13 protein-coding genes are annotated in these 16,939 nt (G+C 40.6%); 4 read left to right on the forward strand and 9 right to left on the reverse strand.

All coding sequences use genetic code 11. The features are described 5' to 3' along the window. Positions 1–124 precede the first annotated feature (124 nt). Positions 125–1,096 carry a solanesyl diphosphate synthase gene (gene sds / locus FJR37_RS14905; protein ID WP_168466378.1) on the reverse strand — a complete coding sequence of 324 codons (972 nt, stop codon included), beginning with the start codon at positions 1,094–1,096 and terminating at the stop codon, positions 125–127. An 835-nt stretch (positions 1,097–1,931) separates the two neighbouring features. Here sds and FJR37_RS14910 point away from each other — a divergent pair. Beyond that, positions 1,932–2,129: a hypothetical protein gene (locus tag FJR37_RS14910; protein ID WP_053538570.1), complete on the forward strand. Its 198-nt coding sequence runs from the start codon at positions 1,932–1,934 to the stop codon at positions 2,127–2,129. Between the two features lie 475 nt (positions 2,130–2,604). Here the strand turns inward: FJR37_RS14910 and murI are convergent, their stop codons facing one another. From murI to FJR37_RS14930, 4 genes are all read right to left on the reverse strand, one after another. Further along, the gene (gene murI, locus FJR37_RS14915) at positions 2,605–3,450 is read right to left on the reverse strand and encodes a glutamate racemase (RefSeq protein WP_053538569.1); all 846 of its coding nucleotides are present in this window, start codon (positions 3,448–3,450) and stop codon (positions 2,605–2,607) included. Positions 3,451–3,846: 396 nt separating this feature from the next. Beyond that, entirely contained in the window at positions 3,847–5,712 is a 1,866-nt protein-coding gene (locus tag FJR37_RS14920; protein WP_168466379.1) for an N-acetylmuramoyl-L-alanine amidase, read from the reverse strand. 241 nt (positions 5,713–5,953) lie between these two features. Continuing rightward, a complete protein-coding gene (locus tag FJR37_RS14925) occupies positions 5,954–7,795 on the reverse strand; it encodes an N-acetylmuramoyl-L-alanine amidase (RefSeq protein WP_168466380.1) in 1,842 nt (613 codons plus the stop codon). A gap of 420 nt (positions 7,796–8,215) precedes the next feature. Further along, positions 8,216–9,628, reverse strand: coding sequence for a cation:proton antiporter (locus FJR37_RS14930; protein WP_168466381.1), 1,413 nt, complete (start codon positions 9,626–9,628; stop codon positions 8,216–8,218). A 281-nt stretch (positions 9,629–9,909) separates the two neighbouring features. Between FJR37_RS14930 and FJR37_RS14935 the strand changes: the two genes are divergently transcribed. Next, complete coding sequence (locus FJR37_RS14935) at positions 9,910–10,332, forward strand: DUF29 family protein (RefSeq protein WP_027402276.1); 423 nt, start codon at positions 9,910–9,912, stop codon at positions 10,330–10,332. A gap of 233 nt (positions 10,333–10,565) precedes the next feature. Here the strand turns inward: FJR37_RS14935 and FJR37_RS14940 are convergent, their stop codons facing one another. The 3 genes from FJR37_RS14940 to mreC form a co-directional block, all read right to left on the reverse strand. Continuing rightward, positions 10,566–12,158: a 2-isopropylmalate synthase gene (locus FJR37_RS14940; RefSeq protein WP_168466382.1), complete on the reverse strand. Its 1,593-nt coding sequence runs from the start codon at positions 12,156–12,158 to the stop codon at positions 10,566–10,568. Positions 12,159–12,375: 217 nt separating this feature from the next. Then, positions 12,376–12,897 carry an NYN domain-containing protein gene (locus tag FJR37_RS14945; protein WP_168466383.1) on the reverse strand — a complete coding sequence of 174 codons (522 nt, stop codon included), beginning with the start codon at positions 12,895–12,897 and terminating at the stop codon, positions 12,376–12,378. Between the two features lie 659 nt (positions 12,898–13,556). Beyond that, on the reverse strand, positions 13,557–14,345 hold the full coding sequence (gene mreC, locus FJR37_RS14950) for a rod shape-determining protein MreC (protein WP_039200305.1): 789 nt from the start codon (positions 14,343–14,345) through the stop codon (positions 13,557–13,559). Positions 14,346–14,355: 10 nt separating this feature from the next. Here mreC and FJR37_RS14955 point away from each other — a divergent pair, with 10 nt between their 5' ends. Further along, positions 14,356–14,511, forward strand: coding sequence for a hypothetical protein (locus FJR37_RS14955; RefSeq protein ID WP_160289916.1), 156 nt, complete (start codon positions 14,356–14,358; stop codon positions 14,509–14,511). Positions 14,512–15,022: 511 nt separating this feature from the next. Here FJR37_RS14955 and FJR37_RS14960 read toward each other — a convergent pair. Next, the gene (locus FJR37_RS14960; RefSeq protein ID WP_027402272.1) at positions 15,023–16,030 is read right to left on the reverse strand and encodes a rod shape-determining protein; all 1,008 of its coding nucleotides are present in this window, start codon (positions 16,028–16,030) and stop codon (positions 15,023–15,025) included. A 466-nt stretch (positions 16,031–16,496) separates the two neighbouring features. Here FJR37_RS14960 and FJR37_RS14965 point away from each other — a divergent pair, with 466 nt between their 5' ends. Then, on the forward strand, positions 16,497–16,859 hold the full coding sequence (locus tag FJR37_RS14965; protein ID WP_039200306.1) for a single-stranded DNA-binding protein: 363 nt from the start codon (positions 16,497–16,499) through the stop codon (positions 16,857–16,859). The last annotated feature ends 80 nt before the right edge of the window (positions 16,860–16,939 follow it).

A 16,939-nucleotide genomic window follows, 5' to 3' on the forward strand; every position in this document is an offset into this window, starting at 1 on the left:
CTACTCCCCCTACTCCCCCTGCTCCCCCTACTCCCCCTGCTCCCCCTACTCCCCCTACTCCCCCTACTCCCCCTACTCCCCCTGCTCCCCCTACTCCCCCTGCTCCCCCTGCCCCCTATTTTTTTTAGTAGAGCCGACTTAGTACATAGTCGGTCAAATTCATCAGGGCTTCGCGGGATGCTGATGGTTCTAAAATACCAATATGCTCGGTGGCTAATTTGCCATGGTGAGCAGCTAACTCTCTAGCTCTCTGGATACCTCGACTATCATGAATTAGTGCCAATGCCTTTTCTAAATCCCCTTCTTGGGCAAACTCTCGGTTAATCAAGGCTGCCAAGTCAGGTTTTTCTTCCAAGGCAAATAAAGCCGGTGCTGTCAGGTTGCCACTTTTGAGGTCAGAACCCGCTGGTTTACCCAGGGTGTCTGTGGAACTGGTGAAATCAAGAATATCATCTACTATTTGAAAGGAAAGACCTAGATGGCGACCGTAACTGTACAAGTGTTCGGCAGTTTCTAGGGATGTTTCACTAATTAATCCAGCAGCCTTAGAACTGTTGGCAATTAATGAGGCTGTTTTGTAATAACTCTTTTGCAGGTAGGTTTCTGTAGAAAGATCAGCATCAAAACGATTTAACCCTTGTTGGATTTCTCCAGCGGCTAAATCCATAATTACTTCCGAAAGCAGTTTAACAACATCCAAATTATTTAGATTTGCTAAATACCAAGACGATTGTGCAAAGAGAAAATCCCCTGCAAGCACAGCAATACGATTACCAAACAAACTATGTACAGTCGGTACACCGCGACGAACATTTGATTCATCTACTACATCATCATGGACTAGACTGGCTGTATGAATCATTTCTGTAATTTCTGCCAGTCGTCGGTGACGCGGGGTAATATCTTCTTCGAGCATGGTTGCCCGCGATATAAGTAGCACTATTGCAGGTCTGATTCGCTTCCCCCCAGCACCGAATAAATGTTCGGCTGCGGCATAGAGAATGGGGTGGCGATTTCCAACTAGCTGTTTAAGGTTATCTGCTAGTATTTGCAGGTCTGCTTCCACAGGGGTAAACAGGGAGGTGGCTGGGGTCATGGATGGGCGGACTCTGACTTAGGTTACGAAAGTTTACATATTCTTTAATTTTAAGATAACCCAGTGTCAACGCAAAGTTTTCCTTCAGCAAGATGATTTTTAATATCTATTGCGTTATTCACACATTAGATTATGAATGTGTTACAATTAGAGGCTATCTTAAGGTTAAATAGTTCTTGCTAAATTTGTTAATTAATAAATTGCGTAGTAACGAAAACTTTGATGTCAATAAAATAACACACATTGACGGTAACTTCAAGTTGACGGTTAGCAATAAAAAAATTTTGAATTTAGTCCATAAATTAGCTTCAAATTCAGTTTGGCTGTGTTAGGCTAATACTTAGAGATATTAAATTTTTCAGATTATTCACTTCCAAAGTAAAACCATCATTTGGTGATTTTACGTAATAGCGTTGTGAGTCTAAAATAACTCGTCGCCAAAGAGAAAATAGGAATAATTCCTAAATTCTAGGCAATAACCATGCCTTTTGAGTTGAATTGTGCTTTTCCAGTTATGGAACTAACTCAACGTATTCAACGCACGTTGAGTCGTAGCGTACATTTATTTAAATTGGTGTGAGGTCAATAACACAGGCTGGGTAGACTGCTGATAAGCGCGGTTTGAGTTTGCTGTCGAGCAAATTTGCTGCTGTCGGATGTATAGCCTGGGAAAGTTGATATTAAAGAAAATAAATTGATTGACCAGAGAAAATTAGTTTTCGCCTGGAATGTTTTGTATAGCTAACTACATTTATCAAGGGTGTGCTTGATTAATTGAGTTCTGCTGGTTTTGTATGCAATTTTATATTCCCTAGTAATTAAACATGGTGGAACAATGATTTACAGAAATATGCCTATGATGATATTTACTTTAGCTGCTGGTTATTTGTTTAGTGTATATTTGTTATTGGCTTTAGCAAAACGAGCAAGCAAAAGAAATGTTTCTCAAAGCGGATCTGATTCTGGACAGGATAAATATAAGCAGCAACGGGAATTAACTACAAATGTAACTCAAGCTGTCAATAGTCAATGAAAGCAACTTGTAGGGAGCAGTACCGCAAGGCGGAAGTCAAAAGTCAAAAGTCAAAAGTCAAAACGAAGACAGCATAGGCTTTTTGACGATTTAGAATGGTTTGTTTACGCCGTGTTGTAGTAGGGTAAAGAGGAGATAAATATCTTTGCTTGCTTCTGACTAGTAGTTCGTCAAATTTATTTTGACGGGTAATGATCGGGAAAAACTTCTGTTCTTCCCTCCCCTGCCCCCGGTGCCTCTCTTCTCCCCCTGCTTGCCTTCACCCGTCATTTTCTGGTTGACAGACTACTAGTGGTCTGTCAAATTTATTTTGACGGGTAATGATCGGAAAAAACTTTTGTTCTTCCCTCCCCTACCCCCCCTACCTCCCCTACCACCCTACCTCTCTTCTCCCCCTGCTTGCCTTCACCCGTCATTTTCGGGTCGACAGACTACTAGTTTTTGGGCGCAGGCCCTGCGCCCCTACTTCTGGGCTTTAAGAGAGGACGGTATCAGCAAAACATACTTGTTCTACCATTGGAGTATAGCCCAACCATTGTAAGCTAGATTGGGTAAATTGCTGGGAACAACCGCTGACAGCGAAGCGGGTAGGCATTGGTGGATGAGTATTCTTAATCCCTAGTATATCTAATTCTTGAGAGCAAGCGGCGGCGACATGAACTGCTGGGTCAATTAGCTTGACTTGCTGGGGAAGGAGCGATCGCAAGATGGGCGACAAATGGGGATAATGGGTACAACCATAAACTAAAGTATCTATTTCTTTCTGAATCAAAGGTTCTAGATAAGTTTTGGCTATTTCAATGGTATAAGGGTCGTGAATACGATTTTGTTCAATGAGTGGGACAAATTCTGGGCAACTGACTTGCCAGACTTGGACATTAGATTGAATTTCTAAAATAGCTTGACGATAGGCGTTGCTTTGAGCCGTAGCTGGAGTAGCAATGACACCAATCCGTTGTCCTTGTTGGACTGCTGCCTTTGCACCTGGTAGAATCACCCCTAAAATCGGGAAATTAAACTCTTGACGGACTATATCTAATGCCAGAGCCGAACTGGTGTTACAAGCCATAATTGCCATTTTCACCCGTTGCTGCTGCATCCAATGGAGGATTTCTCGGACGAATTGGAGTATTTCTGCTTGGGAACGAATACCATAAGGAAGACGGGCTGTGTCCCCTACATAAATAATTGATTCATTGGGAAGTTGTTGATAAATTTGTCGCAATACGGTTAGTCCACCAACTCCACTGTCAAATACCCCAATCGGAGCGCGTTGAGGTTCTTGGGGGGAAAAAGTATCAAAAATAGAAGATGAATACACAGCAAATATTAATTTGGATTTTGACACTCTCCGGTCTAAAGACGCGGAGATTCTATAGAGAGTTTCAGTCTATATCCCTCAGTTATCCCAGTTTCAGGCAGGGTTCCTTAAATATTTGGGTTCTTGCCCTGATTTCGTTTGCCCTGGCGGGCGAAATCATATCTGACAAGCGTAACTTTCCGAGAGTCCCGCGGTAGCTTTTTATGTCTTTAGTGACAATTTAATTGTATCACGAATATTGAAGGCAATCAATTCGCCCGTGTGCGTTTTCCCCTTCGGACTGAAGACCCGAAGCTCCCAACGCTACCGCGTTCCTCTTGTGGTTAGTAGTCAGTGGTCAGTGGTCAGTAGTCAAGAAAAAACAAAGAACAACTGACAAAGAACAACTGACGATAATTATCTTTGTTTTAAATAATTCAGAATACCACTAGCTATGCCCTCAGCCATACGACTTTGGTATTCTGGTGATCCTAAACGGGGATTATCTTCCCGACCGGTCATGTAGCCTGTTTCTACTAAAATAGCAGGCATAGTATTTTTTCTCAGCACATAAAATCTAGCTTTACGAGTGCCTCGATTCTTGAGGGTACTAATATTTTGGAGAATGGCTTGTCGCACAGTATCAGCTAAAGCATAGCCTCTGTCGTAATAATAAACTTCTAGACCATTGACATCAGGTCTATTATCTACAGCATTAGCATGAATACTGACAAATAAAGCTGCATTAACACGCTTGGCTATATCCACCCTTCCTTGCAGTTCCACAAAAAAGTCAGCATCTCGCGTGAGGACAACTTGGATACCATTTTGTTCTAAAATTGTTGCCAGTTTGGTACTAATGGGTAGAACAACATCCTTTTCTAGCAAACCACTTAGCCCAGGAGCGCCAGAATCTTTACCCCCATGTCCAGGATCAATAACTACTAAAACTTTGCCATTAGGAACTGGTAGACGGGGCTGAGGTCTTGTTTGCGGGGGTGGTGTACTAGAACCTGGAGGATCTTGTGATCCAGGAAATCCAGGTGGTATGATTGGAGGACGTTGAGCGCGGAGATTAGTTTGTAATTGTAGTGCCAATAGTTGGAATGTAACTTGACTTAGTGCGCCAAAGCTAACGCCAGATGCAGGTTGAACAAGAACAATTACAGTATTATCAGATTGGGGTTGGAGACGGACTTTAAGAATCGGGCTATTGTTAGTAAAATCCGGACCTTGGACCTGATTAGCTAATTTAGCATTGGCAATGGTAATGCGAAATAGACCTGAGCTTCTATCCCAGCCGGTGGTGGCAGATATGGCTTGGTCTGCTCTAATTAATAATTGTGTGCCATTGCCACCGAGTTCTACAGATTGAATAATTGCGGGGGAATCACTCAGTGATGGTGCGGATGATTGGTTATTTTCAGGTAATTTAGCTAAACGATCTGGGATGACGACAAAACCACTGTCACCACTAGCTAATGCTTGCCAATTGGGACTGGCACTATCTAACTGTAAGGTCATGCGAACAGCAGATGGACTGCTGGACAGTTGGCTAAATTGAACACGACGGACTCCATAGTGATTAATCACTAGATTCCGTTGTCCCATATTTGGTGATAAGGCTGCGCCAATGATATCAATATTAACAGAGCGATTATCTTGACTGCGATTGATTTGCAGTTGAGGATTGCCACCACTGGTACTAATAAAAAACCCATCTCTTGTAACTCGCAATTTATCAATTTGCACTACCCCTGGGATGGTTTCTCGATTAGATGGAGTAATTCGGTTGGTAGTGACTACGTTGTAAATACTTCTGGGGTCTAGTGTTGGTTCAGGTGATTTATCAGATGTTGGGGGTAATGATGGTTCTCCAGTTTGTCCAGAAGCAACTTCCGGTTGTGGTAATTCTACTATCCAACGTTTGCCACTGATGGGAACAAATTTAACTTGCTTGGGGTTGAATGTGTAACCAGGGGCTAGTTCGATTACTAAGCGTGTTGTTTGGTCATCAAATTGACCGACGCGAATAGTGCGGATTTTGCTGCTAATTTGTTGGGTTACGGACGGACGACCAAGTTCTGTTCCTGGTAAGTCAATTACTAAGCGTGTGGGGTTAAAAATGAGTTGGGCTTGGGGTTGGACAGGGCTAGATGTGTTAATTTCTAAGTGGTTTTGATTAGTATCAAACCGCCAAGATTCTAATTTCGCTGCAAAAGCGGGCGAAGATAGGATGAAGACCGTTCCAAAAGTGCTAGGTATTAACCAATGTAGTTTCACAATCCTTTCTCCTGATTCCTATTGATGGGATTTGTCAATATCTCGACTTATGGGGTAATCTTCAGACCATCACCGCTGCAAATTTAACTTTGTGCAAGTAAAAGATTTTGGTGTTGGTAGTAAGACACGGCTAATGGCGTAGGATTGTAGCATACAATCGGTTTAGTATTACCATTTGGTCAACAAGTTCATTTTTCTAGTATTGGTAATGAATCAGATAACAGGTGATAAAAATTACTATTTATCTTGATTTTAAATACTGAAGTATGCCTTGAGCGATCGCATCGGCCATTTGATTTTGATAAGCTGAAGTTCTCAGTTTGGCAGCATCGTCTCTACCAGTTAAGAAACCAGTTTCTACTAAAATTGAGGGCATAGAAGTTTTGCGAAGAACATAAAATCTAGCTTTCCGCACTTTCCTGTCTCTGACATTAAGACTTTGCAGAATTTTACTGTGGACAATTTGAGCGAGTGTTAAACCACTATCGTAATGATAAGTCTCTAAGCCACTCACTTCTGGACGACTCTCACCGGCTGAATTAGCGTGGATACTGACAAATACATCAGCATTAGCCTGTTGTGCCATTGTCACTCTTCCTGGTAGAGTTACAAAATAGTCAGAGTCTCGCGTCATAATTACTTGGATACCGTTTCGTTCCAAAACTTCTGCAATCCTTTTCCCAATTGGTAAAATAACATTTTTTTCCTGGACTCCACCGATACCAATTGCCCCTGAGTCTTTACCACCATGTCCGGGGTCAATTATAACTACTATTTTGCCTTTACGAAGGTCGCGCCTTTGGGTAATTCGTGGTTGTCTGGGTTTGAGGTCAGGTAGTTGTTGTCTGGGTGGTAATAAAGGGGGCAAATTCATGGGTGGTCTAATCTGACGATATCGTTGCAGTTTTAGAACCAGAAGTTTATCTCCCACTTGATTGGGTACACCTAGTGTAATACCTGATGCAGGTTGAATCAAGATAACTACAGTATTTGGCGGTTGTGGTTGCAGACGGAGCTTGATAATAGGACTATTAGCATCAAAAGTAGGGCCTTTGACTTCGTTGGCTAATTTGGCATTGGGAATGGTGATACGGAACAAACCAGAACTTTTATCCCAACCTGTAGTAGCGGATATAACTTGGTCGGCTTTAATTAATAATTGTGTGCCATTGTCAGCAAGTTCTATAGATTCAATTGTCGAAATTGAGCCGTTATTGTTTCTGGTAGGGGGAAAATTCTCATTTTTAGGTGCATTTATCATTCCCCTGGAGGGAAGGATGATTAAACCGCTGCTACTGGAGGTTACTTGCCAGTCAGGACTATTTACATCTACTTTTAACGTCATACGGACAGATGTTGGTGTTGTTTGCAATTGGGTAAATCCAATATTGTCCACACCGTGTTTATTAACTGCCAAATTTCCTTGTGTTAAATTGGGTGATAAAGTTGCACTAAGAATGTCAATAAATACTGTGTTTTTATCACGGCTTCTCATGATTTTAGTTTGAGGATTACCGCCATTAGTGCGGATAAAAAAGCCATCACCAGTAATTTGCAAATTTTCGAGTTGAATTGTACCTTTATTATTGCTGGCAGTTCTAGTAATTGGTGAAAATTCAGGTTTCGTCTGGGAGTCTATGCCGACTAGATTGTAATTATTATTAGTATTGTTATTAGCTGTTGAGTTGGCATCAAGTTCTAATTTTGGTAATTTCACTGTCCAGCGATTAGCACTTTTACCGACAAATTTTACTTGTTGAGGATCTAGAGTATAACCAGGATTTATTTCTAAAACTATTCTTGTTGTTTGTTCATCAAATTGACCAATGCGAATTTCCCGAATTCCTCCGCCTATTTGTTGAGTTAATTGGGAACGACCAAGTTTAACACCTGGTAAATCAATTACTAAGCGAGTGGGATTAAAAACTAATTGTGCTTGTGGTTTGACAGCACCATTTGTATTAATTTCTAATAGATTTTGATGACGATCAAATCGCCAAGATTCTAATTTTGCGGCTAAAGTTGGCGATGATAGCATCAGTACAGTACCAAAGGTAGTAGGTATTAACCATTGTATTTTCACGGTTTTTTCTCCTTAGCTGAATTAATAATTAATAATGAATATAGACACATACAAAAAACACCCACCACTGTCAATTAATGACATAGTTTGGCGGGTTATCCTCTATAATTACTACAAAAATCTTCAATCTGTAAAAACTGGTCTGAAAAAAAATAGGAATACAAAACATTATCAAGGCTAATAGAATGGGAAACAAGGAAAGTTTTATAAAACAAAAAGAAAACCAAAAGTAAATTTAATTAAAGGTAGAAATAATAACCATTTTAAAATTAGAGTGTTTCAAGATTACAGAAGACGGAGATTGGGTGAGAGAAGTTTCTTCCAACCTCCTTATATAGTGAATATGGAAACCACAGCAGAGAAAATTTTCAACTATTTTCTGTGGGATTTACAGCAGAATTTGAGGTGAAATTCAAATTACTAATCATCTTTTGTGGTGATGAGAGATGGTGGTATTTCTACTGCTAATGTTTTGCCAGAATTGCTGTCTAAATTTGTGGCGGCGTTTGATTCTGGAAATACAAATCTCAACAGGGGAGGAGCGATGAATGTGGTAATAATAACCATCATAATAATTGCTGCTCCTAATGGTTTTGAGAGGACACCACTAGCTGCACCGACACCAGCAAATACTAAGCCGACTTCACCTCTGGGAATCATCCCCACACCAATAGCCAAGCGGTTAATCCCCGGTTGACCAAATACTGTTAAGCCTGTCACTACTTTACCGATGATGGCGACTGTAATCAGGAAAGTTGCCATGATTAAGGCTTCTTGATTGGTGGGAATGGCTGGATTTAAGACTCCTAAATCAGTTTTTGCACCGACTGTGACGAAGAAGACGGGAACTAACATATCAGCAATGGGGATAACTTGCTTTTGGAGTTCTTTGCGTTTGTCGGTTTCTTCGAGAACTAACCCGGCGGCAAAAGCCCCAAGAATGGCTTCTAAATGGATGACAGAGGCGAAGTAAGCCATGATTATGGCAAAAATGAAGGCGGGGATGACTAATTCGCCTCTGGTTTTGAGTTGATCGGCGATCGCTACAAATGATTTATTAAAGACATTACCAAAAACTATTGCCCCAATTAAAAAAGCGCTCGCACTAATAATCAAATAAACGACGTTACCGACATCAACTACACCATCTTTGGCTAAACTGGCAACTACCGCCAGGACGATAATTCCCAAGACATCATCAATAACGGCTGCACCAAGAATAATTTGCCCTTCTTTGGAGTTCAACCGTCCTAATTCGGAAAGCACTTTGGACGTAATTCCAATACTAGTTGCTGTCAAAGCTGCACCGGCGAAAATTGCGGGAATAGCGGTGATACCAAATATGGTCATTAATCCCACTGTACCCGCCGCAAAGGGGACTATTACCCCAACTGTAGCCACTACGAAGGCTTGAACACCAACAGCCATGAGGTCTTTGAGGTTGGATTCTAAGCCAATTTCAAACAGAAGGATAATTACACCCAATTCTGATAAAACCGAAACCACCTCGGATTGCGCTGCAAACACCTGGGGTGTGGCTTCTGGGGTTAACCCAGCGGTGAGTTGCAAGAAGGTCATGATTAAGGAATTAGAAGCGTCTGTACCACCTTCTGGGAATACTAACAGATGAAGTACGGAGACACCGATAATTACACCCCCGACAAGTTCACCTAAAACTGCGGGTAAACCGACTTTGTTGGCTAATTCTCCCCCAACTTTGCTGGCAAAGTAAATTACGACTAAGCTTAATAGCACAGCGGCTAATATCATAGAACTGTCTGCGGTTTCTGTGGCTGTGGCTAATATGGGAACGGTTGCACTGATAAGCTGCATTGGTTATGTGAATAACAATTTCTTTATTTTTACCCTTTTTCTGGCAGAAATTTATAATTAACTAATGTAGGGGTTTTTCTTTTAGATGGTCTTAAGTTTAGAATTTAGAGGGTACTAGTACCGCAAGGCGGAAGTCAAAAGTCAAAAGTCAAAAGTCAAAATGAAGACAGTATAGGCTTTTGGAGGATTTAGAATGGTTGGTTTATTTACGCCGTTTTGTACTAGCGAAGAAGATCAGCTAAAACAGAAATAAATGATTCATATACAGCGAAAAATCTAATATGGAAGAACTCTTAGAAATTAGACAACTCCTAGAACAAGGAAAAATCAATGAAGCTTTACTATTAGTGGATGAATTAGAAGAAATGAGCCTCAGTGATAAAATCAATAAAATTGATAGTTATGGCGTAATTCTACTGATTCATCTAATCAAACAAAAAGCCGAAAAACGTTCTACCCGTTCTTGGGAACTTTCCATAGAAAATGCAGTGCGGGAAATCAATAAAATTAACAAGCGCCGCAAATCTGGTGGTGTTTACTTGAATCAAAGAGAATTAATGGAAATTCTCCAACAAGGATATCAAGTAGCACTAAAAAGAGCGGCGCTAGAAGCTTATGAGGGACGTTATGAAACAGAAGAATTAGCAGCTATGGTCAATGAACAAGAAGTTTTATCTCAGTCGCTGGAATTAATTCAAAAGTAGTCAAGATTCGCAGATCCGTTCTATAAAACTTACCCAAAATTACCAAAGTCTAGACACATCTGGACAGCGATAATCTTAGTGTTTATTTCCTGCTTCATCGCGGTCTTAGAATGACTTCCAATCTTGTTTGCCCGCTCCACAGGCAATCTCGGTAGAACTTACCGTTTCTGACCGTAGTTCCTAAAAAGAACCCCGACTTCTCAAAGAAGTCGGGGATCTAGATATATATGTGCCTATGTTGTGACTTCTTCCTTCACTTCCTGTTGTAATGCTGAAAACAATCTATTTAGTGCATTTACGTAAGCTTGAGCCGATGCTACAATAATATCTGTGTTGGCTGCATGACCAGAAAATACACGGGATTCATGGCGGAGGCGAATTGTTACTTCTCCTAAAGCGTCAATTCCTCCGGTGACAGATTGTACGGAAAACTCAATCAATTCATTCGGTACATTCACTACCCGATTGATGGCTTTGTACACCGCATCTACAGGACCAGTACCAATGGCTGCATCAGTTAATTCTTCTCCGTCGGGAGTGCGGAGTGTTACTGTAGCGGTGGGTTGAGTATTACTACCGCAGGAAACCTGTACCAACTCCACCCGGAATAACTCTGGTGCTTGTTGGATTTCGTCATTAACAATCGCTTCCAAATCCCAATCAGAGATCTCTTTCTTTTTGTCTGCTACTTCTTTGAATTTGACGAAGGCTTTATTCAGTTCTGTTTCTGATGGTTCAAAGCCCAATTCTTTCAAGCGGGTACGAAAGGCATTTCTGCCAGAATGTTTACCCAATACTATTTGGTTGTCTGATAAACCAATTAATTGAGCATCCATAATCTCATAAGTGAGTTTGTTTTTCAATACCCCATCTTGATGAATTCCAGATTCATGGGCAAAAGCGTTTGCACCGACAATGGCTTTATTTGGTTGCACCAACATTCCCGTTAAATTGGAAACCAAACGGGAGGTTTTATAGATTTGTTTGGTGTCAATATTGGTGAGTGATGCTTCGGAATTTTCAGCCCGTCCCAAAAAGGGATTAAAATATTGTCTGCGGACGTGCAAAGCCATTACCAACTCTTCTAAAGCTGCATTGCCGGCTCTTTCACCAATGCCATTGATGGTACATTCTAGTTGACGAGCGCCATTTTTGACAGCTTCTAAAAAGTTAGCAACAGCTAAACCTAAATCATTGTGTCCGTGAACGGAAATAATGGCTTTGTCAATGTTGGGGACATTTTCAGTAATGCCTTTAATGATTGCCCCAAATTCGCTGGGGGTGGTGTATCCTACGGTATCAGGAATATTAACAGTTGTTGCTCCAGCAGCGATCGCTCTTTCCAAAACTTCATACAAAAATTCTGGATCAGAGCGTCCCGCATCTTCAGGAGAGAATTCGATATCATCGGTGAAGCTTTTGGCATAGGCTACCATTTCTTCAGCGATCGCCACCACTTCTGGTCTAGTCTTCTTTAACTTATATTGCAGGTGGATATCAGAAGTAGCAATAAAAGTGTGAATTCTCCCTTTAGCAGCAGGTTTGATAGCCTCCGCAGCCGCTTTGATATCATCATGTCTGGCTCTAGCCAAACTACAAATTACCGGACCATTTTCTGTCCCCACAGTTTGGGCAATTTTGCTCACTGCTTCAAAATCCCCAGGACTAGCAAAAGCAAAGCCAGCCTCAATAATATCTACTCCTAAGCGTGCTAGTTGTTTAGCAATAACTAGCTTTTCGTCTATGTTGAGAGTTGCTCCAGGACACTGTTCTCCATCACGCAATGTGGTGTCAAAGATGATAATTCTATCGGTTTGCTTGCTCATTAGCTTAACCTCTGTTAGTTTTGAGAATGGGCTGAATAAAAGAACATTAGGGAATTAGAATTAATCAAATGTGGTTTGATTTGTCAGTCCTAGAGAATTTATAATCATCGCCGACTTCTAATTCCTAAATTCTTGCTTGATAAAATAACTGGAACTGTGAAATCAGAGTTTTTAACTTTGAGATTTGTGAATAAATACTAAGCTAAGCTAAGTTAAGTTAACCGTCAGTTTTTTCTATTCTATCTCTAATATCATTCAAGTCTATATATCTATCAGTAGCATTACGTAATTCTCTAGCAATCATGCCTTCAGTTGATACTACTATAATATGAGTATTCTTGGAGCGCAATAATTCGATAGCCCTTTCAAAATCACCATCTCCGCTAAATAATACAACTCTGTCATATTGATCTACCGTATTAAACATATCAACGACAATTTCAATATCTAAATTCGCTTTTTGAGAGTAACGACCTGAAGCATCATCATAATACTCTTTGAGAATTTTCGTGCGGACTGTATATCCCAAGCTGATAAGGGCATCTCGAAAACCTCGTTGGTCTTGAGGGTCTTTTAACCCAGTGTACCAGAAGGCATTGATTAATGTAGTGTCTGACTGTTCGTATTTGAAATATTCTAAAACGCGCCGGGGGTCAAAAAACCAACCATTTTTTTGTTGAGCATAGAACATATTGTTTCCGTCTACAAAAATAGACAGACGATTCATTGGAGAACCCATAAAAATTTACACCTAATAATAGATAAGAATGTTAGAGGGAAGAATAGATTATAGCAATTATCAACTGGTAATTTCGCTAATATCTTTGAGGTACATAATTATGTATAGCCATTATCTTACCTCTTTTAAAGCCAAAATTTGGACAAAATATCCAAGTAGAGAACTGAATTATTTAACTGGTTTCACCTCTGAGAGTTGTAAATATGTTATCTGATCAAAATTTAGCAATAAAATTGACCTAGTAACAGGATTCTGAACTAGATAATATCCAATTTTACTCCTAAAGAGGTACAGTATAGGATTTTGGGTAGTTAAATCTTCATCAATAGATTCTTCCCTCAACTGTAGGAATAATTTAAGAGAATTATCAATACTTCAAGAGAAGACCATTGAGGATACGCCTCTAGGATACGCCTCTAGGATACCCTAAATAAGTAATTGGACAAAAATATTTACAGTCATTGCGAGGGAAGGGAAGCAATCACAACCCTTGGAATTGCTTCATTTCACTTCGTTCCATATGGCTAACGCAACGCAACGCTTACGCAATGACATTATGTAATTAATTCTAACCAAGAATCCCCGTGTCTTTAGACCGGGGAGTGTCAAGACAACCAATCTGCTCTGTTATGACAGAGGTAGGTTAGGTTGCATATTCATCATTTAGTCACATTCGGAGTTTCTAAATATTGTTTGTCTGACTGAGGATAAACAGTTACCCAGTCTAAGTACCTAATTGACGGAAATAACTCTACTTTAGCGATTGATGCTGGAAGTTTCTTTAGATCTAAGGATTTAATTTTCCCTATGGCTAAACCAGCCGGGAACTTCTGACTATAAGTAGAGGTAGATACTAAGTCTCCTATTTTAACATTAGGGACTTTTTCATAGAACTCTAACACACCTTCAGTGGAAGCATCACCTTGTAAAACTCCTTTAGCTGATGTGCGGCTGATAGTTACGCCTATTTGACTTTTTAAATCACTTATTAACAATACACTGCTAGTATTAGTTGTCACACTATCTACTAAACCTACCAATCCACCATCGGCTTTGACAATAGAACCTTCTTCAATGCCTGATGCAGTCCCCCGATTCAAAATCACCTGTTGCCACCAATGATCTGCACTGCGTCCTATCACCCGTGCTATAGTTGGTTTCTGAGGCAAGGTTTGTTTCTCTACATAGCCCAGTAAATTTTTTAATTTCTGATTTTGGCTTTCTAAATCAACGATGCGAGTTTGTAATTCTAAAAATCTTGCATCTTTAATATTTTGTTCAGGAATTGCTCCTGACTGTAGCATTTGTAATGGTCCGGTGATTCCTTGGTAAATCTCCCGTAACAATGCTCCTTTTGTCTCTCTGAGTGTCCAGGAACTACCTACAACTAAGGCTAATAATCCTATTTGTAATCCTTTGTATTCCCACCAGCGTTTTAAAGTAAACATAATAACCTATATGTATTTTATAAATTATTTAGGAGTTGTAGGGACATGGTTTTGTAACTTTTTAGTGATGCCTATAGCGATCGCCATCCGCAAATCTGGAAATCAACTCCTGTGTACTTGTGTTGAAAATAATGGGTTCTATAGTTACATCAGACGGCGTAGTTAGGAGGTACAAAATCTCAATTAAGACTTATGCACAAAGCCAGTTTTAATCCTGACTTATGACTCCTGCTGTATGAATAAATACAGAACCCATATATTCCTAACTTACTATACCCAAGATGGCTTAATTATTTGATTTTTCGGGAGGGGTAAAGCAAGAGCTTAATGGTGTCAACTTAACGTAAAATCCATAGCCCGCCGGGGAATGATAGACGCTATCATTTTAGGGTGGGTCTGTCGATGAAACCAGAGCTTTTATCGAACAGAATTCAGGAGTCAGGAGTCAGGAGTCAGAATTCAGAATGAATTCTGTGCGAGTGGCGGATGAATAACTGGGTTTAAGACCCCACCAAATCTACGATTTGGTGGTCTTTAATCAGTTGCAGGTTTGAATCCTCGACTGATTGATTCTGACTCCTGGCTACTGACTCCTTCTTCAATACCAATTACCAATTACCTATTACTTACCTATTACCAATTACCAGCCTCAACAAAATAACTAGCAACTTAAGTCACTACATATTGCGAGAACGCCCGCTAAAGACTCTCTCCAATTGCTTGAAGTTTTCTAATACGCGACCAGTTCCCAGCACTACACAGCTTAAAGGGTCGGCGGCTATATGGGTAACAAGACCTGTCTCATGACTAATCAATGTATCCAGACCTTTGAGCAATGCACCACCCCCTGCCAACATGATACCACGATCAATAATGTCTGCTGCCAGTTCTGGCGGTGTCCGTTCTAGTGTTCGCCTAACTGCTTCGATAATTACCGCTAGAGGCTCTACCATACTTTCCCGGATTTCTGGTCCTTTGATGGTTACAGTTCTGGGTAAACCAGACAGTAAATGTAAGCCTCGAACTTCCATTACACTATCACTATCGTCTGCGGTCGGATAAGCAGAACCTATTTTAATTTTAATATCTTCTGCCGTGCGTTCACCAATTACCAGATTATGAACCTTCTTCATATACTGGGCAATGGCTTCAGTTAACTCATCTCCAGCAATGCGGACTGATTCACTGATTACTGTTCCTTGAAGACTTAATACCGCTACTTCTGTTGTCCCCCCACCGATGTCAATAATCATGTTACCAGTAGGTTCTGCAACTGGTAGTCCTGCACCAATTGCTGCTGCAACTGGCTCATCAATCAAATATACTTCTCTAGCGCCGGCTTGGGTGGCTGCATCCATGACAGCCCGTCTTTCTACTCCAGTGACACCACTGGGGATACCAATGACAATGCGGGGCAACATCAGGGATCTCCCTTCATTTACCCGCTGAATAAAGCTTTTTAACATCAACTCAGCCGTATCAAAGTCAGCGATCACACCGTCGCGCAGGGGACGCAGGGCAACGACGTTCCCCGGTGTGCGTCCGAGCATTTTTTTAGCCTCTTCCCCCACTGCCAGTGCCACTTTCAGATTTTGATCAATGGCAACGACGGAAGGTTCTTGCAGGACAATCCCTTTACCAGATACATAAACTAGGGTATTGGCTGTACCGAGGTCGATACCCATATCCCAGGATGGACGAAAATTTAAATTGAAAAGACCCACGCTTCTCTATGCCCCCTATTTACACTACTTCTGACTACAAACATAAGAGTTAATATAGCGGTTCTCGACTGGGTGAGATACAAGAACCCCGAACCACTCCCCGCAAGTGAGCAGGGGCTATTATATATCTCATTCAGGTGCATACCGCTATAATGATAGATGCCATGATATTCGGTTCACTGACTCCAGTAAACTAGACTATTTTTTTATCTAGCTTTTGTCAATCTTGAGTTTGGTGTCATGAATCTTAACTTCTATCTTCTCAAGGTTACTCGGTATAACCGTATAATTTTTTTTAGATATAAGGTATTTCTTGAATTTTTATTGGGGTTAACTGTGGCGATTCTAACATATTTTTAATCATTTCACAATTAGTTATTATAGAATCCGGAGTAATAGAATACAAAAATACTAGGAAATAAAAACCATGAGCATTAATGTTGTCACTCTTGTTGGTCGTGTCGGTGGTGATCCAGATATGAAATATTTTGAGTCAGGTACAGTTAAATGTAGATTGACTCTAGCTGTAAATAGAAGATCACGCAACAATGATAAACCAGATTGGTTTAATCTAGAACTCTGGGGAAAAACTGCGGAAGTTGCGGGTAATTACGTTCGTAAAGGTGGTTTGATTGGGGTTAAAGGTTCTTTGCGATTTGATACTTGGAGCGATCGCCAAAGTGGAGTTGCGCGTTCTAGTCCAGTTATTAATGTTGAACAACTAGAATTATTAGGTTCTAAGCGTGATGGTGAAGGTGGGATGTCTGATATGTCCCCAGATAATTTCTAATTTAATTAAACGGGCGGTTAGAAACCGCGTCTACACAAGCAAAACCCAGATGGTGCGTGGGTTTCAAATCCTTGATTTTT

Source organism: Aphanizomenon sp. UHCC 0183 (assembly GCF_009712065.1).
GTDB classification, from domain to species: Bacteria; Cyanobacteriota; Cyanobacteriia; order Cyanobacteriales; family Nostocaceae; genus Dolichospermum; species Dolichospermum heterosporum.

Coding starts and splice junctions, on each gene's coding strand:
- FJR37_RS14930 (WP_168466381.1), bottom strand. CDS start 9,628: ATGCAGCTTATCAGTGCAACCGTTCCCATATTAGCCACAGCCACAGAA.
- FJR37_RS14940 (WP_168466382.1), bottom strand. CDS start 12,158: ATGAGCAAGCAAACCGATAGAATTATCATCTTTGACACCACATTGCGT.
- FJR37_RS14935 (WP_027402276.1), top strand. CDS start 9,910: ATGGAAGAACTCTTAGAAATTAGACAACTCCTAGAACAAGGAAAAATC.
- FJR37_RS14955 (WP_160289916.1), top strand. CDS start 14,356: ATGTATTTTATAAATTATTTAGGAGTTGTAGGGACATGGTTTTGTAAC.
- FJR37_RS14910 (WP_053538570.1), top strand. CDS start 1,932: ATGATTTACAGAAATATGCCTATGATGATATTTACTTTAGCTGCTGGT.
- mreC (WP_039200305.1), bottom strand. CDS start 14,345: ATGTTTACTTTAAAACGCTGGTGGGAATACAAAGGATTACAAATAGGA.
- FJR37_RS14945 (WP_168466383.1), bottom strand. CDS start 12,897: ATGGGTTCTCCAATGAATCGTCTGTCTATTTTTGTAGACGGAAACAAT.
- FJR37_RS14965 (WP_039200306.1), top strand. CDS start 16,497: ATGAGCATTAATGTTGTCACTCTTGTTGGTCGTGTCGGTGGTGATCCA.
- FJR37_RS14960 (WP_027402272.1), bottom strand. CDS start 16,030: ATGGGTATCGACCTCGGTACAGCCAATACCCTAGTTTATGTATCTGGT.
- sds (WP_168466378.1), bottom strand. CDS start 1,096: ATGACCCCAGCCACCTCCCTGTTTACCCCTGTGGAAGCAGACCTGCAA.